This window comes from Paraburkholderia tuberum STM678 (genome assembly GCF_902833905.1).
GTDB classification, from domain to species: domain Bacteria; phylum Pseudomonadota; class Gammaproteobacteria; order Burkholderiales; family Burkholderiaceae; genus Paraburkholderia; species Paraburkholderia tuberum.
Map to the genome: position 1 here is coordinate 21,082 of NZ_CADFGP010000018.1, position 22,861 is coordinate 43,942.

General features: G+C 65.1%; 21 protein-coding genes and 2 tRNA genes. 9 read left to right on the forward strand and 14 right to left on the reverse strand.

From position 1 onward, the window contains the following. Positions 1-12: 12 nt before the first annotated feature. Complete coding sequence (gene ppk1 / locus HWY30_RS17390) at positions 13-2,076, reverse strand: polyphosphate kinase 1 (protein ID WP_090801097.1); 2,064 nt, start codon at positions 2,074-2,076, stop codon at positions 13-15. Between the two features lie 204 nt (positions 2,077-2,280). Between ppk1 and ppx the strand changes: the two genes are divergently transcribed. Continuing rightward, a complete protein-coding gene (ppx, locus tag HWY30_RS17395; protein WP_090805400.1) occupies positions 2,281-3,933 on the forward strand; it encodes an exopolyphosphatase in 1,653 nt (550 codons plus the stop codon). Positions 3,934-4,026: 93 nt separating this feature from the next. On the opposite strand, the gene HWY30_RS17400 is transcribed toward ppx, so the two are convergent. The 5 genes from HWY30_RS17400 to HWY30_RS17420 form a co-directional block, all read right to left on the reverse strand. Next, a complete protein-coding gene (locus HWY30_RS17400) occupies positions 4,027-4,839 on the reverse strand; it encodes a GNAT family N-acetyltransferase (RefSeq protein WP_090801095.1) in 813 nt (270 codons plus the stop codon). Between the two features lie 155 nt (positions 4,840-4,994). Beyond that, positions 4,995-5,453 carry a SixA phosphatase family protein gene (locus HWY30_RS17405; RefSeq protein ID WP_018421227.1) on the reverse strand — a complete coding sequence of 153 codons (459 nt, stop codon included), beginning with the start codon at positions 5,451-5,453 and terminating at the stop codon, positions 4,995-4,997. Positions 5,454-5,665: 212 nt separating this feature from the next. Continuing rightward, positions 5,666-5,742: transfer RNA gene (locus tag HWY30_RS17410), tRNA-Pro, on the reverse strand. Between the two features lie 101 nt (positions 5,743-5,843). Next, positions 5,844-6,002 carry a DUF3309 family protein gene (locus tag HWY30_RS17415; RefSeq protein ID WP_090801093.1) on the reverse strand — a complete coding sequence of 53 codons (159 nt, stop codon included), beginning with the start codon at positions 6,000-6,002 and terminating at the stop codon, positions 5,844-5,846. A gap of 386 nt (positions 6,003-6,388) precedes the next feature. Then, entirely contained in the window at positions 6,389-6,565 is a 177-nt protein-coding gene (locus HWY30_RS17420) for a hypothetical protein (protein WP_018421224.1), read from the reverse strand. A 178-nt stretch (positions 6,566-6,743) separates the two neighbouring features. Between HWY30_RS17420 and HWY30_RS17425 the strand changes: the two genes are divergently transcribed. Next, positions 6,744-6,911: a hypothetical protein gene (locus tag HWY30_RS17425; RefSeq protein ID WP_167368601.1), complete on the forward strand. Its 168-nt coding sequence runs from the start codon at positions 6,744-6,746 to the stop codon at positions 6,909-6,911. A gap of 43 nt (positions 6,912-6,954) precedes the next feature. Here the strand turns inward: HWY30_RS17425 and HWY30_RS17430 are convergent, their stop codons facing one another. The 5 genes from HWY30_RS17430 to HWY30_RS17450 all read right to left on the reverse strand — a co-directional run bounded on the left by HWY30_RS17430 (position 6,955) and on the right by HWY30_RS17450 (position 11,875). Beyond that, on the reverse strand, positions 6,955-8,337 hold the full coding sequence (locus HWY30_RS17430; RefSeq protein WP_425199386.1) for an MATE family efflux transporter: 1,383 nt from the start codon (positions 8,335-8,337) through the stop codon (positions 6,955-6,957). A gap of 26 nt (positions 8,338-8,363) precedes the next feature. Continuing rightward, positions 8,364-8,672 (reverse strand): DUF2288 domain-containing protein, encoded by a 309-nt coding sequence (locus HWY30_RS17435; RefSeq protein ID WP_090801091.1) that lies wholly within the window; start codon positions 8,670-8,672, stop codon positions 8,364-8,366. 996 nt (positions 8,673-9,668) lie between these two features. Beyond that, positions 9,669-9,995: a hypothetical protein gene (locus HWY30_RS17440; RefSeq protein ID WP_090801089.1), complete on the reverse strand. Its 327-nt coding sequence runs from the start codon at positions 9,993-9,995 to the stop codon at positions 9,669-9,671. Between the two features lie 94 nt (positions 9,996-10,089). Beyond that, the gene (locus HWY30_RS17445; protein ID WP_090801087.1) at positions 10,090-10,812 is read right to left on the reverse strand and encodes a peptidoglycan DD-metalloendopeptidase family protein; all 723 of its coding nucleotides are present in this window, start codon (positions 10,810-10,812) and stop codon (positions 10,090-10,092) included. A 154-nt stretch (positions 10,813-10,966) separates the two neighbouring features. Next, positions 10,967-11,875, reverse strand: coding sequence for an aldose epimerase family protein (locus tag HWY30_RS17450; protein WP_090801085.1), 909 nt, complete (start codon positions 11,873-11,875; stop codon positions 10,967-10,969). Between the two features lie 586 nt (positions 11,876-12,461). On the opposite strand from HWY30_RS17450, the gene HWY30_RS17455 reads away from it, so the two are divergent. The 5 genes from HWY30_RS17455 (at position 12,462) to HWY30_RS17475 (ending at position 16,238) form a co-directional block, all read left to right on the forward strand. Then, complete coding sequence (locus tag HWY30_RS17455) at positions 12,462-13,292, forward strand: undecaprenyl-diphosphate phosphatase (protein WP_090801083.1); 831 nt, start codon at positions 12,462-12,464, stop codon at positions 13,290-13,292. A 119-nt stretch (positions 13,293-13,411) separates the two neighbouring features. Further along, a tRNA-Arg gene (locus HWY30_RS17460) sits at positions 13,412-13,488 on the forward strand. A gap of 190 nt (positions 13,489-13,678) precedes the next feature. Beyond that, the gene (locus HWY30_RS17465) at positions 13,679-15,244 is read left to right on the forward strand and encodes a methyl-accepting chemotaxis protein (protein WP_090805397.1); all 1,566 of its coding nucleotides are present in this window, start codon (positions 13,679-13,681) and stop codon (positions 15,242-15,244) included. 114 nt (positions 15,245-15,358) lie between these two features. After that, positions 15,359-15,742, forward strand: coding sequence for an RT0821/Lpp0805 family surface protein (locus HWY30_RS17470; RefSeq protein ID WP_090801080.1), 384 nt, complete (start codon positions 15,359-15,361; stop codon positions 15,740-15,742). A 46-nt stretch (positions 15,743-15,788) separates the two neighbouring features. Further along, a complete protein-coding gene (locus tag HWY30_RS17475; RefSeq protein WP_090801079.1) occupies positions 15,789-16,238 on the forward strand; it encodes an NUDIX hydrolase in 450 nt (149 codons plus the stop codon). A 16-nt stretch (positions 16,239-16,254) separates the two neighbouring features. Here the strand turns inward: HWY30_RS17475 and HWY30_RS17480 are convergent, their stop codons facing one another. Continuing rightward, positions 16,255-17,244, reverse strand: a complete 990-nt coding sequence (locus HWY30_RS17480) for a transporter substrate-binding domain-containing protein (protein WP_425199385.1) — start codon at positions 17,242-17,244, stop codon at positions 16,255-16,257. Between the two features lie 105 nt (positions 17,245-17,349). Next, complete coding sequence (locus HWY30_RS17485) at positions 17,350-19,059, reverse strand: glutamine--tRNA ligase/YqeY domain fusion protein (protein WP_090801075.1); 1,710 nt, start codon at positions 19,057-19,059, stop codon at positions 17,350-17,352. A gap of 350 nt (positions 19,060-19,409) precedes the next feature. On the opposite strand from HWY30_RS17485, the gene ggt reads away from it, so the two are divergent. Both ggt and HWY30_RS17495 read left to right on the forward strand, forming a co-directional pair. After that, a complete protein-coding gene (gene ggt, locus HWY30_RS17490) occupies positions 19,410-21,206 on the forward strand; it encodes a gamma-glutamyltransferase (protein WP_090805395.1) in 1,797 nt (598 codons plus the stop codon). A 55-nt stretch (positions 21,207-21,261) separates the two neighbouring features. Beyond that, positions 21,262-21,471 carry an RBBP9/YdeN family alpha/beta hydrolase gene (locus tag HWY30_RS17495; protein ID WP_279613290.1) on the forward strand — a complete coding sequence of 70 codons (210 nt, stop codon included), beginning with the start codon at positions 21,262-21,264 and terminating at the stop codon, positions 21,469-21,471. A gap of 18 nt (positions 21,472-21,489) precedes the next feature. On the opposite strand, the gene HWY30_RS17500 is transcribed toward HWY30_RS17495, so the two are convergent. Then, a complete protein-coding gene (locus HWY30_RS17500) occupies positions 21,490-22,710 on the reverse strand; it encodes a CaiB/BaiF CoA transferase family protein (protein WP_090801073.1) in 1,221 nt (406 codons plus the stop codon). Positions 22,711-22,861 lie beyond the last annotated feature (151 nt).

Sequence of the window (22,861 nt, forward strand, 5' to 3'; positions counted from 1 at the left end):
AAACGCGGGCGACTACGAACAGAACTTGCCGAGCAGACTCATCTGAGCATTGCGCGACGCCTTGCCCGGCCGGCGCCGGCGGTAGTGACCGTCGCTCTGCATCAACCAGGCCGACTGGTTGTCGCCGAGAAACGCCGACAGCCCTTCCGCGATCACGCGCCGCTTCAGTCGCCGGTTGTTGACCGGGAATGCGACTTCGACGCGCCGGAACAGATTGCGATCCATCCAGTCGGCGCTCGACAGATAGACCTGTTCCTTGCCGCCGTCGTAGAAGTAGTAGATGCGATGGTGTTCGAGAAAGCGCCCGACGATCGAGCGCACCGTGATGTTCTCGGAGAGCCCTTGCACGCCCGGCTGCAGCGAGCACACGCCGCGCACGATCAGATCGATCTTCACGCCGGCCTGCGATGCTTCGTACAGCTCGGCGATCACCGTCGGCTCGAGCAGCGCGTTCATCTTCGCGACGATGCGCGCCTTCTTGCCCGCGCGCGCATGCTCGGCTTCCTTGCGGATCGCGTCGACGAGCTTCGGATGCAGCGTGAACGGCGACTGCCACAGCTCGTGCAGCTTCAGCTCGCCGCCGATGCCGGTGAGCTGCTGGAACACATGGTGCACGTCCTCGCAGATCTTCTGATCGGCGGTCATCAGACCGAAATCGGTATAGAGGCGCGCGGTGCGCGGGTGATAGTTGCCCGTGCCGAGGTGCACGTAGCGCTTCAGGCTCGCCTTGCCGCCTGCCGACACGCGTCGCACGATCAGCATCATCTTCGCGTGGCACTTGTGGCCGACTACGCCGTAGACCACGTGCGCGCCGACCGCTTCGAGCTGCGAGGCCCAGTTGATGTTGGTTTCCTCGTCGAAGCGCGCGAGCAGCTCGACGACCACCGTGACTTCCTTGCCGTTGCGCGCGGCCTGCATCAGCGCATCCATCAGCGGCGAGTCGGTGCCGGTCCGATAGATGGTCTGCTTGATCGCGACCACGTTCGGGTCCTTGGCCGCCTGCAACAGCAGCTCGAGCACCGGCTGGAAGCTCTCGTACGGATGATGCAGCAGCACGTCGCCCTGATCGATCACGTCGAACATGCTCGCGCTGTTGGCGATCTGCCTCGGCGTCGACGGAATGTGCGGCACGAACTTCAGATCCGGCCGGTCGACCATCTCGGGCAGCTGCATCAGCCGCACCAGATTGACGGGGCCGTTCACGTAGTAGCAGTCCTTGTTCGACAGACCGCTTTCGTCGAGCAGGCGCCGCACCACATGCGTGGGCGTTTCCGCCGACACTTCGAGCCGCACCGCATTGCCCAGATGCCGCGCCGGCAGTTCGCCCTGCAACGCGACGCGCAGATTGGTGATTTCGTCTTCGTCGACGAACAGCTCGCTGTTGCGCGTGATGCGAAACTGATTGCAGCTGCGCACGAAGAGATTCGGAAACAGCTCGCCGACAAAGTGTTGGAGCAGCGAGCTCAGCAGCACGAAGCCATGCGGATAACCCGACAGCTCCTGGGGCATGCGCACGAGTCGCGGCAGCGCGCGCGGCGCCTGCACGATGCCCATCATCGCCTGACGGCCGAACGCGTCCTTGCCCTCGAGCTCGACGACGAAGTTCAGGCTTTTGTTCAGCACGCGCGGAAACGGATGCGCGGGGTCGAGACCGATCGGCGTGAGCACCGGCAGCAGTTCGTTGAAGAAGTAGTTGCGCGCCCATTCGGTCTGCGCGTCGCTCCAGGCTTCGTTGCCGTGGAAATAGATGCCTTCCTGTTCGAGCGCGGTGAGCACCGTGTCGTGCAGCATCGTGTACTGGCGATGCACGAGCTTCTGCGCACGTTCGACCACGAGGTCGTACATGTGAAGCAGCGACATGCCGTCGGGCGACAATGCGCCGGGGTTGTCGCCCATCTGTTCCTGAAGCCCGGCCATGCGGACTTCGAAGAATTCGTCGAGGTTGCTACTGGTGATGCAGATAAAGCGGAGACGTTCGAGCAAGGGGACGGCGGGATCGGCGGCTTGCGCCAACACACGCTCGTTGAAACCCAGAATGCCCAGCTCGCGATTCAATAGGGGATAGCGGACGGACATCGGCGGCGAGATTGGAATGTCTGAAATGGAGACGGAAAGACGCTCGGAAATTCTCACGGTTTGATGACGTCCTGATGACATCGGCGATGTTTTTAACATTTTATGCCGCAATCGTCGTCTGTCGTCAATATGACGCGCTACCTATGCGACGATACCGAACTCCCTGCGCCGCGAGGTGACACCGTGAAGGCTGCTACGCTTAGAATGGCGTCTTTGAACAGTGCGGCTGGCCGCGACGCGCACCATGCGCCGAAGGCGCCGGGCCGGCGCGTGGCGCTGCCGGAGTCCGCCGCCACGCCCTCGGCCGCAGCCGCGGCGCTCGCGCGCATGGAGTACGCTTACCCGATGGTCAATATTCCTCATCTCCTCGCCGCCGTCGATCTCGGTTCGAACAGCTTCCGGCTCATCGTGGGCCGGGTCGAGGAAACCGACGCGGGCAGCCAGATCTATCAGGTCGACGCCTTGCGCGAGCCGGTGCGGCTCGCGGCCGGGCTATCGAGCGACAAGATGCTCGATCGCGCATCGCAGGTGCGTGGCTGGGATGCGCTGAAGCGCTTCGGCGAGCGGTTGCGCGATTTTCATCCGGACCACGTGCGCGCGGTCGCGACCAATACGCTGCGCATCGCGAAGAATGCGGGCGAATTTCTCGGCGAAGCGCAGGCCGCGCTCGGTTTTCCGATCGAAGTGATCGCCGGGCGCGAGGAAGCACGCCTGATTTATGCGGGCGCCGCGCACTCGGTGCCGGCGAGCGCGGGCAAGCGGCTCGTCGTCGATATCGGCGGTGGCTCGACGGAATTCATCATCGGCTCGCACTATACGCCGATCATGATGGAGAGCTTGTATATCGGCTGCGTGAGCCATAGCCGCGCGTTTTTCCCGGCCGGCAACGTCGACGAGTACACGATGCGCCAGGCCGAGCTCGCCGCGCGCCGCGAAATCCAGATCATTTCCGCCGAATACAAGAAGACCGGCTGGGAGCAGGCGATCGGCTCGTCGGGCACCGCGCGCGCGCTCGCCGAACTGGTCGAGGCGAACAATTTCAACGATGCGGGCGTCACCCACGGCATTTCGCGCGGCGGCCTCGAGCGGCTCAAGCGCGCGCTGATCAAGGCCGAAAACGTCAACCGGCTGAAACTGATTGCGCTGAAGAGCGACCGCGTGCCGGTGCTCGCGGGCGGGCTGTCGATCATGATCGCGGTGTTCGACGAACTGGGCGTCGACTATGTCGACACCACCGACGGCGCGCTGCGCCTCGGCGTCATGTACGACCTGCTCGGCCGTTCGCAGCACGAGGACATGCGTACGGTGACGGTCGAGGGCTTCATGCGCCGCTATGGCGTCGATCGCCCGCAGGCGGGGCGCATCCGCGATCTGTCGACGAGCTTCTACGACCAGTTCGTCGAACCGGACGAGGAACGCCGCGCGGAAAACCGCATGTTCATCGGCTGGGCGGCGTCGCTGCACGAAATCGGGCTGTCGATCTCGCATAGCGCGTATCACAAACACTCGGCTTATATCGCGAGCAATGCCGATATGCCGGGCTTTTCGCGTACCGACCAGGCGCGCCTCGCCGCGCTCGTGCTCGGCCACGCGGGCAAGCTCGGCAAGCTGTCGCAGACGCGCGACGTCGAATGGCCGCTGCTGTTCTGTCTGCGGCTCGCGGCGTTGCTGTGCCGTCGACGCGCGGACGTCGGCCTGCCGGGCATCACGGTTGCTCAGGCGAACGGCGGTTACGAGGTGCGTTTGCCGAACGAGTGGGTCGCCAACAATCCGTTGACGGATTACAGCCTGATCCAGGAGGCGGCGGAGTGGGAGAAAGTCGGGATTCCGTACCGTGTCGTTTATACGGACGATTGACGCGATGCGGATCGACGCACGCGTCGATTCGCGGCGAGTGCACGAACAAAAAAAGCCCTGCAAATGCAGGGCTTTTTCGTATCTCGGCGCAGCTTATCGCGGCAACGCATCGCCGAGGAAGTGCCGCGCATAGCGCGCGTTGATATCGGACAGACGGAACAGCGTCAGGAAATCCGCGGTATTGAAGTCGGGGTCCCACGCCGGTGCGCCGCAAATCTTCGCGCCGAGACGCAAGTAGCCCTTCACGAGCGGCGGCGGCGCGACGGCGGCACCCGTCTGCAGTTCGTCGACCGGCAGCGGCGTATGCGGGAACGCGCGATATTCGGGCGCGGTCAGCGCGTTGTCGCGCAGCGAGCAATACAGGTTCGCCGCATAGTGGCCGCCGTCGGCCATCGCGACGCTCGCGCAGCCGAGCATCGTCTCGTAGCCGTTGTGCTTCATGTACGCGGCGAGCCCAGCCCATAGCGACATGATCACCGAGCCGCTGCGATAGTCCGGATGCACGCACGAGCGGCCGACCTCGACCATCTTCGCGCGCAGATGCGTGAGACGCGACACGTCGAACTCGCTTTCCGCATATAGACGGCCGATGCGCGCGGCCTGATGCGGCGGCAGAGCGCGATACGTGCCGACTACTTTCAACGTGTCGAGATCGCGTACCAGCAAATGGTCGCAGTACGAATCGAAGGCATCGACGTCGAGGCCCGCGGGGCCGCTGAGGCGTGCGCCCATTTCGTCGGCGAAGACGCGATAGCGTAGACGCTGCGCTTCACGCAGCTCTTCGTCGGTACGCGCCCACGACACTTGCAGGCGATGCTGCGCGGTGACCGTTTCCTCGGCGCGCGGCAGACGGCGCGGTTCGAAAAGCGAGGTGAAGGGCAGGGTGGGCGTCGGCAGTTCTCGCATTGGCTGTCCTGGTCGAAAAGAGTGAGGATTTCTTTTTTCGCCAATGTAGTAACGCGCGGTGACGCTCGCATGGCAAAGCCGTGACGATTGGATGACTGCCCGTAAGCCCTCGCGTGGGTGCCTGTAATGTCGGAGGTGTCGCGCGACACGCGCGCTCAGATCAGATCGGGGCTGATGGCGGCGCGCAACACCGCCTCATCTTCGCCGTTGCGCTCGCGGCTCTCGATCCACCAGATGCCGGCTTTTTTCAGTGGCCAGCTCGCGCGGCTGTCGCCGAGCAGTTGCGCGGCGACGTGGCCGAGCGTCGGTTGATGGCCGACGATCACCACGGTTTGCGCGATACCGCCGGGCCAGCCGGCCGCTTCCAGGACGTCGTTCGCGCTCGCGTTCGGCGCGAGTTCGCGCACGACGCGGTACTGGTCGCTCAACGTCTCGGCGGTCTGGATGGTGCGCACGGCGGGGCTCGCGAGTATGACCGCGTCGTCGGGCAAACGGGCGCGCAGCCATTTCGCGGCGTTCTGCGCCTGCTTGCGGCCGCGCGTGGTGAGCGCGCGGGAGAGATCGCTCGCGGCGACATCTTCTGCTTCGGCGTGACGCCAGAGGATCAGGTCCATGGGAGTCTCCTTTTTGAGCGGCTTGGGATGGCGTTGCGGCGGGCTTGCGCGTCTTCGCAGCGAGGTACCTGCCTCAAGCACTGTCGCATGCGCAGGTGATGATTTGCAAGGCGAGTGCCTGACGGGTCGGCTGTCGGCGTCCACGTGAACGCGAGCCAAAAAAGCAAAAACCCGCGAAGCCGGAGGCTTCGCGGGTTTCGAGCTGCTTTTCGTGGTCGGAGCGATAGGATTCGAACCTACGACCCTCTGATCCCAAATCAGATGCGCTACCAGGCTGCGCTACGCTCCGACGAATCCGAGAGTATAGGGGGTGCGGGCAGGAGCGTCAATCCCTTGGCGGCCCCAAAACCGCACGGGCAACGACGTTCACCATAGCGGGCTCGCGGTGGGCTATATACGCCCCATCAACAGCAGAACGATCACGATGATCAGCACGACGCCGACGAGTCCAGTCGGCCGATAGCCCCAGCCGCTGCTATACGGCCAGCTTGGCAACGCGCCGATCAGCAGCAGGATGAGCACGATTAGCAGAATGGTTCCGACGGTCATGGCGTTCTCCTTTTTGAGGGGGCCGCGAAATCGCTGGCCGCATCTTCACGCTGGTTTGGCGCGCGCGCCGCGACAATCGACGCGCGTGTCGCGCGTCTGTTGCTGGATCGGAACCAGCAAGGCATGTGCCCATCACCCGTTAAGCTCGATGCAGTGAGGCCTTGGACGAAAGCGCAGAAGGAGAGAGCGACGCAGGAAGCGTCGTCGTTCGATGTAGGTATGCCCAAAGAACCGGAAAGGCGTTGCGCACGTCCAGCGGACCTCGATGTGCGCGCAGGCGCCGCAACGCCGGTCAATGCGTCATCGAGCGGACGCGCGACTGACGCACCGTGACATGCCGGTGCCGCGGCCAGAGGCCATTCGGTCAGAGTCGAAGATCACCCGCATCAATGCCTTGGACGCCTCCAATGCGGCATATGTAGATGCTGATGCGTCCAGTGGTGCAGCATGCCCTCGCCATCGTGTTCACGCCGGTAGGCCCGCGATTCGAAGATCGACAACGCCACCAGCACGATCAGGCCTATTGCGAGCCCGATCAGGCCCGCGATCGATTCACCGTCCATGGCAGTCTCCCGGTAGGTTCAGCCATGAACCCATAGTAGCGCAGGTCCGGCGAAATCTCACGAATTGGAACGGGCGACGCACAAGGTGTGTGATGGCGTCGCCGAACGCGCTTTGCGGTTAGACTCTCGGCGCGCCGGCGGACGTCCGCCATCGCTTTGTCCTGGAGACGATTGCAAAATGACCCGCGTTCTGACTCTTGCCTTGCTGTTGTGCGCCGGCGTCGCCGGCTGTGCGGACAATCCGTCCGCGCATCGCGGCAGCCCACCACATGATCCCGCCGACTACCACGGCGTGCCCACCGACGATCGGCCGCCCGCGATGGTGCCCGCGCCCGTCGCGCAGTGAGCGCTCGTTGAAGTGAAAACGAGCGGGTGCCCAGCGCACCGCGCTAGGCAGCCGCAATCCCATGCGACACGCCCGGCAGGTAACGCGCGAGCGTTGCGCCACGCGTGGCCATGAAGATCAGCAGCGCGATCCACAGCCCGTGATTGCCGTGCCACGCGAGCAAAGCCGACGACGCCGCCACGAACACCGCAAGCGACACCGTCATCGACATCATCAGCTCGCGCGTACGCGTCGCGCCGATGAACACGCCGTCGAGCAGGAAGCCCCACACCGAAATGACCGGCGACAGCGCCGCCCACGGCAGATAGGTTTCGGCCGCGGCACGCACGGCGGCCTGATCGGTCAGCCGCTCGATGATCCACGCGCCCGCGCCCCAGTACACGCACGAGAAGCCGATCGCGCCGAGCGCCGACCACAGCGCGGTGACCTTGACCGCCTGCGCGAACGCGTGACGATCGCGCGCACCGATCGCCGCGCCGACCAGCGCCTCGGCCGCGTGCGCGAAACCGTCGAGCCCGTACGCCATGAAGGTCTGGAAATTGAGTAGCAATGCGTTCGCGGCGAGCGTCGCGTCGCCTTGCCGCGCGCCGAGATGCGCGAACCAGCCGAACGACGACAGCAGGCACAGCGTGCGCACGAAGATGTCGCGATTGAGCACGACGAGCCGCTTCAGCGCGGCGGCGTCGAACAAGGCGGCGCGATTCAGCGCGGGCAGGCCGCGCGGCCTGCCGTGCCATAGCAGGGCGAGCCCGAGCACGAAGCCGAGCGCGTCGGCGGTCGCGGTAGCCGCGCCGATGCCGGCCACGCCCCAATGAAACGCGTACACGTACAGCAGCACCGCGGCGATGTTCACGCTGTTGATGAAGACCTGCGACAGCAATGCGAGCCGCACCTGCTGCGTGCCGAGCAGCCAGCCGAGTATCACGTAGTTGCCGAGCGCGAGCGGCGCGGCCCAGATGCGCGCGTGGCAATAAACCTGCGCGTGCCGCTGCACGGCGTCGCTGCCGCCGATCGCCCGCAGCGCATAGTCGATCAGCGGTTGCTGCACGAGCAGCACCAGTGCGCCGATCGCGGCCGCCATCAGCAGTGCGCGCACGACGGTGTTGCGCAACTCGTCGCTGCGGCCCGCGCCGTGCGCCTGCGCGACGAGGCCGGTCGTGCCCATGCGCAGGAAGCCGAAGCCCCAGAACACGAAGTTGAAGAAGAGCCCGCCGAGCGCGACGCCGCCGAGGTAAGAGGCGCTGTCCAGATGACCAGCGACGGCGGTGTCGACCGCGCCGAGGATCGGTTGCGTCAGATTCGCGAGGACGATCGGCAACGCGAGCGCGAGCACCCGGCGATGCCAGCGCACCGGCAGCGCGGGCGCGCTGGCTGGGTGTGAGGCGGTTTCGGATCGCGCGGCGGGGGGCATACCGGCATCGGGCATGCCGGCATCGGGCGTCCTCGCGTCGTTCAAGAGCGCTCCTGCACGCACACCCAAGGAGAGACGACGACGGCCCACAGCTCGGGGTCGCGCGCGGCGAAATCGGCGGCCGTCTCCGACTGAACGCGCACGACGAGGCCGGAGGACAACCATTGGGCGACCCGGGTGGTGTCGTCGTTGGCGATTGCCTCGGCGACGCTCACGAGATCGAGGTCGCGCGCGACGTGCAGCAGTATGCCGCGCGCAAAAAAACGTTCGAGTTCGCTCCAGCCGATCTTGGCGGTTTCGCCGAGCAGCTTCGCATAAAGGGGGCTTTGGGAGGCGTCGTTGGAAGTCATCGTGGACAGGGTCGGACGGGGCCGTCACTATAAACTATTGGCAAGGACCGGCGGGCCGCGTGGCGGCCTTGCGCAACGCGCCGGGCGGCCTTTTATGCAGCGCGGACTGAATCGGATTCTGAACCTGGATGCCGGCGGATTCAACGACGGCGGCACACGAGGCGTGCCGCCCATCAGCACCGGCTATTAATCGTCCGAATATTCAAAACTGAAACGAGTTTGAATGCGGTTTCAATATTGTCGGCGGAATTGTCAATGTTAAAGATTTCACTATTCGCGAATTTGTTGTGAAAACGTATCGGCGCTTATTCGGAAGAGCTGCCGCGACTAATCGATGCGTTACGTGCGTTTGCGCACCAAGTTAATATTCGCAAGCCAAAGCGGCGTTATTGCCGAATGAGTTAGTGTTATTCGGCCAGACGTCTTTCCTCTGCTGGTTCGGCGGGACTTTCCGCCGATAGCCCAGGAGCATTAGCCGGTGCGATACTCCGACATTCCTGGTTTGAATGATTTGGCGTGTGGAGTATCCCAGCTGCGGCGCATTAAGCCGGTCTGATTCCGACATTTCCGATTCACGGATTGCGGAATCCGTACGCCGTGTAACATTGGCCGCAAAATTAATCCATTGCGCTTGGAAATGCGGATTGTTAGATTTCGTTCTGGCGCATGGTGAACCGGTCCTTTGCCGATATGCGCCGAACCCCCGTTAGCCCGGCCTCGTGCCGGGCTTTTTTTTAATGGATTTACGCGGATGTTTAACCTGCCGCAGCGATCTTCACCGCGAATTCACATGGGCGGCCGATGATGGCGGATTATTTGTTTCGGCGCGAGACTCATGACCGGGGTGATCATTTTTGTCGGCGTGTGGCTAATCGCGCTCGCGTTGCTGGTGCGCTTCGCCGCGCGCATCGATCCGCGCTCCGGGCGCTGGCGACGCCGCTAAGCGGTGACGCTCTGCCGCTCGACGGCCGCGCGTGCCGCACGGCGCGCCGCCTTTTACTGCTTGCAGCGGATGACCATCGAACGGTTTTTCACATTCGCGCCGAAAATCCCACCGATCGTGCCGCCCGACGTCGCGCCGTTGTCGACGTCTTTCGAAACCACGTCGTAGCCGTAGTTGCCGCAGGTTTCGCCCGCGCGCTTGTAGCACTCGGCCCAGCTCGTGCTGGCGTCGCTGCCGCTGCAGTTGATCGCGAAGCCGGTGTCGCCGCTCGGCAGATAGGTCATCGTGGTCGTGGTCGAGCAGCCGCCGAGGCCGCCGAGCGTCAGGAGGCCAAGACTGATCGTCGCAGCCGCCGCGACGCGCGCCAATGGGCTTTTCATTTCAGATTCCTTGCAAATAACGGAAGGGCGTGGCGCGCAGCCACGCCGCTTCGAATTGAGCGTTTATAGCACGGCGGGTTCCCGCGCCCGCCGCCTAGCGCGGTGGCAGTTGTTTCGACGGATCGATCGAACGGCCCTGGTAGCGCAGTTCGAAATGCAGCATTACGCGATCGGTATCGGTGTCGCCCATTTCGGCGATTTTCTGGCCGCGCTTGACCGATTCGCCTTCCTTCACCAACAGCGCGCGGTTATGCGCGTAAGCGGTCAGATAGTCGGCGTTGTGCTTGAGGATCAGCAGATTGCCGTAGCCGCGCAGACCGTTGCCCGCATAGACGACGGTGCCAGGCGCCGCCGCGACGATGGGCGTGCCGGCCGCCGCGGCAATATCGATACCCTTCGAGTTGCCGCCGTCGAAACGGCGGAACACCGTGCCGTCGGCCGGCCATACCAGCGAGATCGGCGCGGGCGCGGTCGCCGGCGCAGTGTCCGCGGGCGCAGGACGCGGCGCGACCGCCGCGCTCGCGCTGCCACTGCTGCTACCGCCACCGCCGCTGCGGATCGCGCCGCTCGTCGACGCCGCGCCGCCTGGCGGCGCGACGCGCAGCACCTGGCCGACCTCGATGCTGTCGGGATTGGTCAGGTTGTTCCAGCGTGCGATGTTCTGCACCGATTGCCGGTTGCCGCGCGCGATTTTCGACAGCGTGTCGCCCCGTTCGACCCGGTAGTAGCCCGGCCCCACCGGCGCCGACCCGCACGCGGCGAGCAGCGCGAGCAATGCCGCGCAGCCGAGTCGTTTGATTCTTGTCGTTTCCAGCATTGGACCTCGCAAAGCACTGCCGCGCGCTGATCCCGATCACGCGGCACAGACTGACAAAGCGTTCGATTCTAACGGTTTTGTGTTGCGCCCCCCCGGCGAGGGGAGCGAAGTGGCGGGCGGCCGCTTCGAGCGGCTCGCCGCCGGCGCCGGCGTATCAGCTGGTCTTCTCGACGGCAATGCGCAGTGCCGCCGTTTCGGTTTGTCCCGGCTCGAGCCAGCGCAAACCTCGGCCGTTGTGGATCGCATCGGGCAACCCGAGCCACGGCTCCACGCAGTAAAAGTCCGACTGCGGCGTTTCAGTCCACGTCGTCACCGCGTACCAGGGCACCGAGCCGGGCCGCTGCAGATCGATCGTGATCACGCGATCGATGCCCGGCGCCTCGACCCTCACCGGTCGATCGGGCGTGCCGGTCAGGCAATGGAAGCGGTCGTAGATGCGGTCTTCGTCGAGCGTGTAGCTCGCTTCGCCCGGCTCGGCGGGGCTGATCGAGCCGTCCTCGAGCTGACGGCACCGCTCGGTGCGCGGCAGTTCGAGCGTCGTTTGCGCGCGCTGCATGTGCGGCAGCGTGAAGTAGAAGTGATGGCCGGCGTAGTAGGGCAGGCGCGCGTCGCCGGTATTGGTGGTGGTCAGCGTCACGTCGAGCGTGCGCGGATCGATGAGCTCGTAGGCGGCCTCGAAGCGGAAGCCGAACGGATAGGAGCCGCGGGTCGCTTCACTGTCGGTCAGAACCATCCGCAGGCCGGCGCCATGCACGTCGGCGTGAGGCTCGAACGGCAGGTCGCGCGCGAAGCCGTGCATCGGCAACTCGCGCACGGTGCCCCGCGCGTCACGCCAATAGCCGATCTTGCCGTCGACGCGATGACGGCCGAGAAATGGAAACAGCAGCGGATTGCCGCCGCGAATCCGCGCGGGCACGCTCCAGTCGGCGTGCTCGGGCCAGTGAATCACCTCTTCGCCGTCGATCGTCCACGACAGCAGACGGCCGCCGGCTTGCGGCGAAAAACGGAGCACCGAGGCGTCCTGGGCGATCTCGAGAATGTCCTGTTCCGGGGAGAGGGGCATGGTCAATAGCTAGCCAGATAGAGGTTGAGGGTCGCGCAAAGCGGCCGCGTGGGTCGGCCGTTGCATCTGCATGGAAGCGGCGTTTTGCGCCATTCGCTGCGACTGCGTCTCGCGCGGCGAAACCGCGATTTTGCGCTGCTTTGCGCTACGGGGAAACCCTTCCCGGGAAATTGCGGGTGTCGGAAAAGGGAGAATCCTATTGATAATCCGTCGGAGCGTCCGGTCCATCCGACTCCCGGGCGAATCGGCTCAGGAGGCATCATGGATCTCGCAACGGCAATGGCGGTGGCCTTATTCGGTATATTCACCGCCAGCACGTACTACTTCTTCCATTCTCTCAAACGCTGATCCGCTGGTTTCATTCCCTGCTTTCGCAGCACGCCCGCGACGAATCCGCCGCCCGCTTTCTTGCTCTCGCGTAACAACGGTGTCGAGTTGTGACGCGGCGCGTCAATATCTCTCCGAATGTGGCCTAACCGCTTGGCGCTGGGTGTGTAGCCAGGCATAATCGGTGCGCTTTTGACGCGCCGGCTGCCCCTTTTGTGCGGCGCGCAGTTCCCGACACTTTGCTTACAAGGACCGCCGCGTGAACCTGTCGTTTCTCATTTTTCTGAGCGTGCTGCAAGGCGTTACCGAACTGTTTCCGGTGAGCAGCCTTGGTCACACGCTGCTCGTGCCAGCCCTGTTCGACATGCATATCGACAAGCATGCGCCGCAACTGCTGCCGTTCCTCGTCGCCCTGCATCTCGGCACCGCGTTCGCGCTGCTGTGGTACTTCCGCGCGCGCTGGTACGCGCTGGTGCGCGGTTTCTTAGCGTCGCTCGGCGGCCGCCGCAACGACGACGGTCACATGATGTGGGCGCTGATCATCGGTACGATTCCGGCGGGCCTCGTCGGTCTCGTGCTGGAAAAGCGCCTCGAGGCGCTTTTTCATGATCTGCGGATCGTCGCGATTGCGTTGATCGTGAATGGCGTGCTGCTGTGGTTCGGCGATCGTCTGCAACGCGCGCGCGCGCATCAACCGCCGGAAAAGCTGACGTTGCGCCAAGCGTTCTTCGTCGGCCTCGCGCAGATCGGCGCGCTGATTCCGGGCTTCTCGCGCAGTGGCCTGACGATGATCGCCGGCAATGCGGCCGGCCTCACCACCGAGAAAGCCGCCGAGTTTTCGTTCTTGCTCGGCACGCCGATCATTTTCGCGGCTGGCGTACTCGAACTGCCGAAGCTGCTTCACGCGCCGAGCCAGCTTGCCGACGCGGTGCTCGGCGGCGTGCTGACCGCGATCGCAGCGTACCTAAGCGTACGTTTCCTGATGCGCTATTTCGAAGGCCGCGGACGTCTCGCGTCGTTCGGCGCGTACTGCGCGGTCGCGGGGATCCTGTTCCTCGGCTGGTTCATGCTGCATCCGCAGCCGGTCTGAGCGCGCCGGGCGATCGGTTATAATCCGGGCCCGGTTGGTTGCAGGTCAGTTAGAATTTTAGTTTGTGGGAAATCGGGCGGCTCGCCGCGAGTGCCGGTTTCATGCAGATATCGATCCATACGGCAGTAGCTCAGCTGGATAGAGCATCGGCCTTCTAAGCCGAGGGTCGGGGGTTCGAGCCCCTCCTGCCGTACCAGAATCATCGAAGGGTTACAGGTTTCGGGCCTGTAACCCTTTTTTGTTTTTGTGCCATGTTGCGCGCCCGGTGGCTGTCAGGCTGTCGCGTGTTCGTACGGCTCGCTTCGGGTGTTTCCCGACTCAGGAAATCGCGCGCGGCGCCGTTAATCCAACAGAACCGTGTGACGCGCCGCGATGGAGGAATCAGCGTGAACCGACTTAGCCTCAACACCAAACTCTGGCTCGCGCTGCTGATTACGTGGCTCGGCCTGCTCGGCCTCGGCGGCTGGGCCGCATGGCAGTCGCGCGCGACGATGCTGGCCGAGCGCAAGTCGGCGGTGCAGAACGTCGTGGAAAGCGCCTACGGCATCGTCGCCGACTACGCGCAGCGCGCCGACCAGCACGAGCTGACGCCCGAACAGGCGCGGCAGCAGGCGCTGGCGCGGCTCTCCGCGATGCGCTACCCCGGCAGCGGCTACATGATCGTGTCGACTGCCACGCCGGTCGTGATCATGCATCCGATGCTCGCCGATCTGCGCAACAAGGACGTGTCGCACTACGCGGACAGCGACGGCAAGCTGCTGTTCGTCGAAATGGTAAAGGTCGCGCAGGCGCACGGGCAGGGCTTCGTCGATTACATGGGCCGCCTCGCCGGCAACAACGAGCGCGTGCCGAAGATCAGCTTCGTCAAGCGCTTTGCCGCGTGGGACTGGTATCTGATTTCGGGTGTCTACGTCAACGACATCGACGCGGCGTTCCGCGCCGACCTGCTGCGCTATCTGCTGACGATCCTCGCGATCGGCAGCTTCAGCACCCTCGCGCTCGTGCTGATCATCCGCAACGTGAAGCGCAGTCTCGGCGGCGAGCCCGCCTATGCGGCGAGCGTCGCGGAGACGATCGCCGACGGCGATCTGTCGTGCCCGGTCACGCTGGCCGGCGACGATCAGGAAAGCATGCTGTACGCGATGCAGCGCATGCAAAGCCGCCTCGCCGACGCGATCCGGCGCATTCGCGGCGGCACCGAAACGATCACGGTCGCGGCCGAAGAGATCGCCGCGGGCAATCTCGATCTGTCGGCGCGAACGGAACAGCAGGCGTCGTCGCTCGGCGAAACGGCCGCGAGCATGGAGCAGCTGACGGCGACCGTCAAGCAGAACGCCGACAACGCGCTGCAGGCCAATCGCATGGCGCGCTCGGCGTCGCAGCTCGCGGGCGAGGGCGGCGAGGCCGTGCAGCACGTCGTCGCGAACATGCAGAGCATCGCGGCGAGCTCGGCGCGGGTGGTCGATATCATCGGCGTGATCGAAAGCATCGCGTTTCAAACCAACATCCTCGCGCTGAACGCGGCCGTCGAAGCCGCGCGCGCCGGCGAGGAGGGCCGCGGCTTCGCGGTCGTCGCGGGCGAGGTGCGCAACCTCGCGCGCCGCAGCGCCGACGCGGCCAAGGAGATCAAGACGTTGATCGAGGATTCGGTCGCGCGCGTCGGCAGCGGCAAGACGCTCGTCGAGAAGGCGGGCGGCACGATGGAGTCGCTCGTCGATGCGGTGAAGCGCGTGACCGACATCATCAGCGAGATTTCCGCCGCGTCCGACGAGCAGAGCCGCGGCATCGAGCAGGTCAATCTCGCGATTGCGCAGATGGACGAGACCACGCAGCAGAACGCGGCGATGGTCGAACAGGCGGCGGCCGCCGCGCAGTCGATGCAGGAGCAGGCGCAGATGCTGCGCGACGTCGTCAACACGTTCCGCCTGCAGGGGACGGCCGCCGCCCGTTGATGGCCGCGTCGATGGCGCGCTGCCTGCCGAAGTGTGCATGCTATGCTTTTGAGGTCAGGATCAAAAGCCGCCGTGCGCCCGTGCGCGCCGTGCACACTTCGAGGAGAGTCCTACATGTCGACGCGAACCCGTGTGCTGTTCCACCTCAGTGCCGCGAGCCTCCTGCTCGGCGCGGCGATCGGCGCGCAAGCGGCGAACCTCGGCTTTCTGAGCGACACGCCGATCACCTATATGAGACAGCGTGACAACGCCTCGATCAAGCATGCGGTCATGAGCGCGCTCAATGACAGGAAGGACGGCGAGAGCTTCACGTGGGTCAACGACGGCACCGGCAATAGCGTGAAGATCGACGCGACCATCTCGATGGACAGCACCTCGACCGACGGCGGACGCACCTGCCGCACCCTCGGGGTCGTACTCAATGCGAAAGGGCAATCGATGAACCTGCGTCCGAACTTCTGCAAGGAAGGTGGCGCCTGGCAGCTGCAGAAGCGTTGAGCATGCGTGAGCGCGGCGCGAGAGGTGCATGCAGTGAGGCTGCGCGATGAGCCCGCGAATCGTCTCGTGCGGGATCGTGCTGCTCGATCCCGACGGACGCGTGCTGCTCGCGCATGCCACCGAAACGACGCACTGGGACATCCCGAAAGGCCAGGGCGAGGACGGCGAGGCGCCGCACGTGACGGCGCTGCGCGAGCTGGTCGAGGAAACCGGCATCGCGCTCGAGGCCGATCGGCTGAAGGATCTCGGCCTGTTCGTCTACCGGCGCGACAAGGACCTGCATCTGTTCGCGGCGCGCGCGGGTGCCGGCGAGCTCGATCTGAGCACGTGCACCTGCACGTCGCTGTTTCCGCGCCGCTCGGACGGCACGCTGATCCCCGAAATGGATGATTACCGCTGGGCGTCGATCGAAGAGGTGCCGCGCTATGCGAGCCGTAGTCTGACGCGGCTCTTCGAGACGACGCTGTCGCTCACGGAGTTGCACCGGTCGCTATAGACGGCGCACGCCGCCTTCAATCGAGCGCGTGGTCGTTCGGATGCGCGAACAACGCGCGGTTCTGCTCCGACAGCGGGAAATTGACGTTGATGCCATGCGGCGGGATCGGCTGCGTGAACCACTGCCGATACAGACGCTCGGCGTCGCCGGACGTCTGCGAGCGCACGATCACGCGATTCACGAGCGCGCGGAACGGCTCGTCGCCCTTGCGGAACATGCACGCATAAACCTCGTAGCCAAGCGGCGTGCCCGTCACGATGAAATCGTCGGGATGCGGGTCGGTCGCCTTGAAACCGTAGACGATCGGCTCGTCCATCACGAACGCCACCGCGTGACCGTCCTTCATCGCGTTGAAGGCGTCCTGATGGTCGCGCACGCTCATGATGCGCATGTTCAGCTGCTTGTCGGTGTTGAGGCTGCGCAGCAGGCGCTCGTCGGACGTGCCCGCGGTCGTCACGACCGGCTTGCCGGCCAGATCGGGGAAATCGGTGATGCCGCTGTTCCTGCGCGTGATCATGCGCACCGCGTACTGGAAAAAGCTGTCTGAAAACGCAGCGACGTTTTCGCGCTCGACCGTGTGCGTGGTCGAGCCGCATTCGAGATCGATCTGGTTGTTCAGCAGCATCGGCATGCGGTTCGACGACGTGACCGTGACTTCGTGAACGCGCAGCTGCGCCATGCCGAGCGTTTTCCTGATTTCATCGACGATCTGCATCGCGATCGCCTGCGAGTAGCCGACCGTGCGCTTGCCGTCGAAGTACGAGAACGGGATCGACGCCTCTCGCACGCCGAGCACGACGACGCCGTCGTCGTGGATCTTTCTCAGCGTGCCGCTCAGTTCATCCGCGCGGGCGGGGCCGGCGAACGCGAGCGCGCCGCAGGCGGCCAGCGTAAGCAGCACGCTGTGCATGCCGCGCAGCAGACGCGGGAAGCGTGAGCCGCACGCGCTCCGTGCGACGTGAACCCTACCTTCAGACCCTTCCCCGTGGCGGTCTGCAACCTTCATCGGACCTCCCGGACCGGCGCGCTCAGGCGAGCGCGCAGTGAGTGTCGATCGAAACATCCGGCAACCCGGATGGGCCCGCAACGCCGGGCCCTCGCTGGCGCGGGCTCAGGCCGGCTTGCCCCAACTGTCGCGCAGACTGACGATGCGGTTGAATACGGGCTTACCCGGCTTCGAATCGACGCGGTCGGCGACGAAGTAGCCGTGGCGCTCGAACTGGTAGCGCTGCTCCGGCAGCGCATGGCGCGCGCCGGTTTCGAGGTAGGCCTGGACCACGCGTTTCGAGTCCGGATTCAGCGCTTCGAGGAAGTCGCGGCCGCCGGCGTCCGGTTGCGGTTCCTTGAACAGCCGGTCGTAGATGCGCACTTCGGCCGGGCACGCGGCCGCCGCGCTGACCCAGTGGATGTTGCCCTTGACCTTGTAATTGTTCGCGCCTTCGGTGCCCGATTTGCTGTCCGGGAAGTAGTTGCAGTGCACCGCGACGATATTGCCGTTCTCGTCCTTGTCCGCGTGCGTGCATTCGATCACGTAGCCGTAGCGCAGCCGCACCTTGTTGCCCGGGAACAGGCGGAAGTAGCCCTTCGGCGGCGTCTGCGTGAAGTCCTCGCGCTCGATCCACAGCTCGCGCGAAATCGGAAACTCGCGCATGCCCTGTTCCGGATGATGCGGATGCACCGGTGCGTGGCACGGCTCGGTAAGGCGTTCGGGGAAGTTGTCGATGATCAGCTTGACCGGATCGAGCACGGCGGCGATGCGCGGCGCCTTCTCGTCGAGATCGTCGCGCAGCGCGCCTTCGAACACGCTCATGTCGATCCACGAGTCGACCTTGGTCACGCCGATGCGCTCGCAGAACAGCTGGATCGACTCGGGCGTGAAGCCACGCCGGCGCACGCCGACGATGGTCGGCATGCGTGGGTCGTCCCAGCCTTCCACATGGCCTTCGTTGACGAGTTGCAGCAGCTTGCGCTTGCTGGTGATCGCATAGGTCAGGTTCAGGCGCGAAAACTCGATTTGCTGCGGCAGCGGACGCCCGAAGACACCGGCCTCGGCGAGTTCGTTCAGGATCCAGTCGTACAGCGGCCGATGGTCTTCGAATTCGAGCGTGCACAGCGAATGCGTGATGTTTTCGAGCGCGTCCGAGATGCAGTGCGTGTAGTCGTACATCGGGTACACGCACCAGGTGTCGCCGGTACGGTAGTGATGCGCGAAACGGATGCGGTAGATGATCGGGTCGCGCATGTTGAAGTTCGGCGACGACATGTCGATCTTCGCGCGCAGCACGTGCTCGCCTTCCTTGAACTCGCCCGCCTTCATGCGGCGGAACAGGTCGAGGTTTTCCGCGACCGAACGCTCGCGGAAGCGCGACGGCGTGCCGACTTCGGTGGCCGAGCCGCGGTTCGCGCGGATTTCCTCGGCCGACTGGCTATCCACGTATGCCTTGCCGCGCTGGATCAGCAGCTCCGCGAACTCGTACAGCTTGTCGTAGTAGTCGCTCGCGAAGTACAGATGCTCGGTGCGGTCCTTTTCCCATTCGAAGCCGAGCCAGCGCACCGAGTCGATGATCGACTCGACGTACTCGATGCTTTCCTTCTCCGGATTGGTGTCGTCGAAGCGCAGATGGCACACGCCGCCGTAGCTGCGCGCGACGCCGAAGTTCAGGCAGATGCTCTTGGCGTGACCGATGTGCAGATAGCCGTTCGGCTCCGGCGGGAAGCGCGTTTCGACGCGCTGGCTCCATTTGCCGGTGCGGTTGTCGTCGTCGATGATGTTGCGGATGAAATTGGATGTCGCGGGCGCGTCGTTGCGTTCGGTATTCATGCGAGAAGATGAGAGTCCGTGGGGGCGCGCAATGCGCCCGTGTAGCCGTCAATTCTACCCGACGAGCCCGTTCGCGGCAGGTGGTTGCGGCGCGCAGCCAACGGCGCAGTGGGTTTGGCGCGGCTGCCGGAGTCAGGGAAGCCGGCGCGCGGGGCTGTAACAGGAGGTAAAACGGGTTGGCGACGCGCGCCGCGCCGACTTAGGATGCGCTGCTGCGCGCGGCCCGCGCGCCTGTGCTGGGCCTTCGCGCGGGGCGGGCTTGCCCGAGCCGTCCACGCTGTCCTTCATCTTCCTGCACGAGGCTCCGCTGCTCGTGCGCCATGCTCGCCTCGTTGCCGGAGTTTTCTCGGATGTCTGTCCCGACGCACGGCGCGTTTCGCGCGCCTTTTGCCCGCGCTTTGGCTAGCGCCCGATTTTCTTGCCGTAACCGTCGTGTGCTCGCTTCGGCCTGGTTTGCCGCGCTTGCCGTGAACGTGGCCGCGCCGCTGTCCGCCGCCGCGAAAACACCGGCGCCGAAGCCGGCGCTCGATGCGTCGGCCGTCGCCGCGCCGGATAGCTACAGCGCTGACACCGCGCAGCAGATCTTCGCCGCAGGCGGCAACGCGGTCGATGCCGCGGTTGCGATGGCCTTCACGCTCGCCGTCACGCGGCCCGATGCGGGCAACCTCGGCGGCGGCGGTTTCATGACGCTGCTGGTCGACGGCAAGCCGTATTTTCTCGACTATCGCGAGCGCGCGCCGCAGCAGGCGACCCGCGACATGTACCTCGACGACAAGGGCAACGTGGCGCCGGGCATGAGCACGGTCGGGCATCGCGCGGCGGCCGTGCCGGGCACTGTCGATGGCATGTGGGAAGCGCAGCGGCGCTTCGGCAAGCTCAAATGGAAGCAGGTGCTCGCGCCCGCGATCCATTACGCGACCGACGGCTTCCAGGTCGACCCGCGGCTGCAGCAGCGACGCGACGCGGCCGCGAAGAGCTTCGCCGGCAAAACCAATTTCGACGCCTACTTCGCGAACCTGAAGGCGGGCGCGATGCTGCGCCAACCGGAACTCGCGCAGACGCTGGGGCGGATCGCGAGCGACGGCGGCCGCGAGTTTTACGAGGGCCGCACCGCTCAAATGATCGCCGCGCAGATGTACGGCCACGGCCTCATCACGAGCCAGGATCTGAGCCAGTACAAGGCTCTGTGGCGCGAGCCGCTCGCGGCCGACTGGCACGGCTACCGCGTGATCACCGCGCCGCCGCCGAGCTCGGGCGGCCTCGGGCTGATCCAGATGCTGAAGATGCGGGCCGATCTGCAGCCGGCGTTCGACGGCCTTGCGTTGAATTCAGCGCCGTACATCCATCTGATCGCGCAGATCGAGGATCGCGTGTTCGCGGACCGGCAGCGCCATATCGGCGACCCGGACGCCTCGCCGGTGCCGGTCGCGAAGCTGATCGACGACGCCTACCTCGCGCAGCGCGCGGCCGAAGTCAAAGCCGACGAAGCGCCGGCCGGCGCGACGGTGAAACCCGGTGTCGACGGCGGCGCGGCGACGGAGAAGGCGCAAACCACGCATTTCTCGGTGGTCGACAAATGGGGCAACGCGGTGTCGAACACCTACACGCTGAACGGCGATTTCGGCTCGGGCGTCGTGGTGGACGGCGGCGGGTTCCTGCTGAACGATGCGATGGACGATTTCGTGATCAAGCCAGCCGGCGCTGGCGCGACGGGCGCGGCGTCGACACCCGGCGCCGCCGATGCCGAGCCGGATGCGATCGCGCCGGGCCGCCGCCCGATTTCGTCGATGACGCCCACGCTGCTGCTGAAGGACGGCAAGATCGCGCTAGCGATCGGCACGCCCGGCGGCTCTCGCATCCTGACGACGATCTTCCAGGTGATGACGAATCTGTACGACTTCGACATGTCACCGACGGACGCGCTCGCCGCGATGCGTTTCCATCATCAACTGCTGCCGCAAAAGACGATCTACTTCGAGCCGTACCGTCCCGCGCCGGATGAGCTCGCCACGCAATTGAAGGCGCTCGGCTTCACGGTCGAGCAGCAGTCGTTCAACGGCGACGTGCAGATGATCCGCGTGGACGGCACGACACCCGAGCCCGCGAGCGATCCCCGTGGTGGCGGCGTGGCACGCGTGATACGGTAGACGGCCCGCCGCGCTATCCCGCGAGCGGGCGATAAGCCGAACACGGGGAAGCACGATGAGCGAACACCAACCGCCGTTTGCGACGATCGTGGTGGCGAGCAGCGACGATCCTTTTGGCGGCGTGCCGTTTTCACAAACCTGCGCGAACGCGTGGGGCAGCCGCTGGATCGGGATCGGCGCGCGCGGCCACATCAACGCCGACAGCGGTCTCGACGATTGGGACGAGGGGCGCGGCTGGCTGGCTTCGCTAACGGCGATGCGCTGAGTCTCGCCGCCTCCTCGATCAGATCACCGCTTTGCGCTTCAACTCGGCAATCGTCTGCGCGTCGTATCCGAGCACGTCGCTCAGCACCCGCTCGGTATGCTCGCCGAGCAGCGGCGGATGGCTCAGCGCCTGCGGCGGCGTGCCGGTCATGGTGATCGGGTTGCGCACGAGCTTGACCGTGCCGCCCGACGGATGCGGCAGATCGACCTGCAGACCGCGCGCGACCACCTGCTCGTTGTCGAACACTTCGTCGAGGTTGTTGATCGGCCCGCACGGCACGCCGGCCGCTTCGAGCGCCGCGATCCATTGCTGCTTGCCCTGCAGGCGGACCATGTCCGCGAGCATCGGCACGAGCAGTTCGCGGTTGCGCACGCGCGCGGGGTTGGTTGCGAAACGCTCGTCGTCGGCGAGTTCCGGGCGGCCGCCCACTTCGACGAACTTGCGGAACTGACCGTCGTTGCCGACCGCGACGATGATCCAGCCGTCGCTGGTCTGGAAGGTCTGGTAGGGCACGATGTTCGGATGCGCATTGCCCCAGCGCGCCGGCGGCTGGCCGCTCGCGAGGTAGTTCGAGTTCATGTTGGCGAGCATCGCGACCTGCACGTCGAGCAGCGCCATGTCGATGTATTGGCCAACGCCGGTGCGGTCGCGGTGCGTGAGCGCGGTCAGCACCGCGATCGTCGAGTACATGCCGGTCATCAGGTCGGCGATCGCGACGCCGGCCTTCTGCGGGCCGCCACCCGGCTGAGCGTCACGCTCGCCGGTGATGCTCATGAAGCCGCCGATCCCCTGCACGATGAAGTCGTAACCGGCGCGCTGCGCATACGGGCCGGTCTGCCCGAAGCCCGTGACCGAGCAGTAGATCAGGTCGGGCTTGACCTCTTTGAGCGAGTCATAGTCGAGGCCGTACTTCTTCAACTGGCCGACCTTGTAGTTCTCGAGCACGACGTCGCTTTGCGCGGCCAGTTCGCGCACGATCCGCTGACCCTCGGGCGACGCGATGTCGAGCGTGACCGAGCGCTTGTTGCGGTTCGCCGCGAGATAGTAGGCGGCCTCGCGCGTGTCCGCGCCGTCCGGCGTTTTCAGATAGGGAGGCCCCCAGTGGCGCGTGTCGTCGCCGACCTCGGGGCGTTCGATCTTGATGACGTCGGCGCCGAAATCGGCGAGCGTCTGCGCGCACCACGGACCGGCGAGCACGCGGGTGAGATCCAGCACGCGGATGTGACTGAGAGCGCCCATGTTCCTGAATGTCTCCTGATGGTTGCAGGCCGCGCGGCGAGCTGCCATGCGTTATTTCGCGCGAAGTTTCGTGGAAGTCATCTTAAGCGATTCGCGCTTGCGGGCGCAGTCAGCCGAACGTCATGGCGCGGATCGGACGAGCGGACACGCG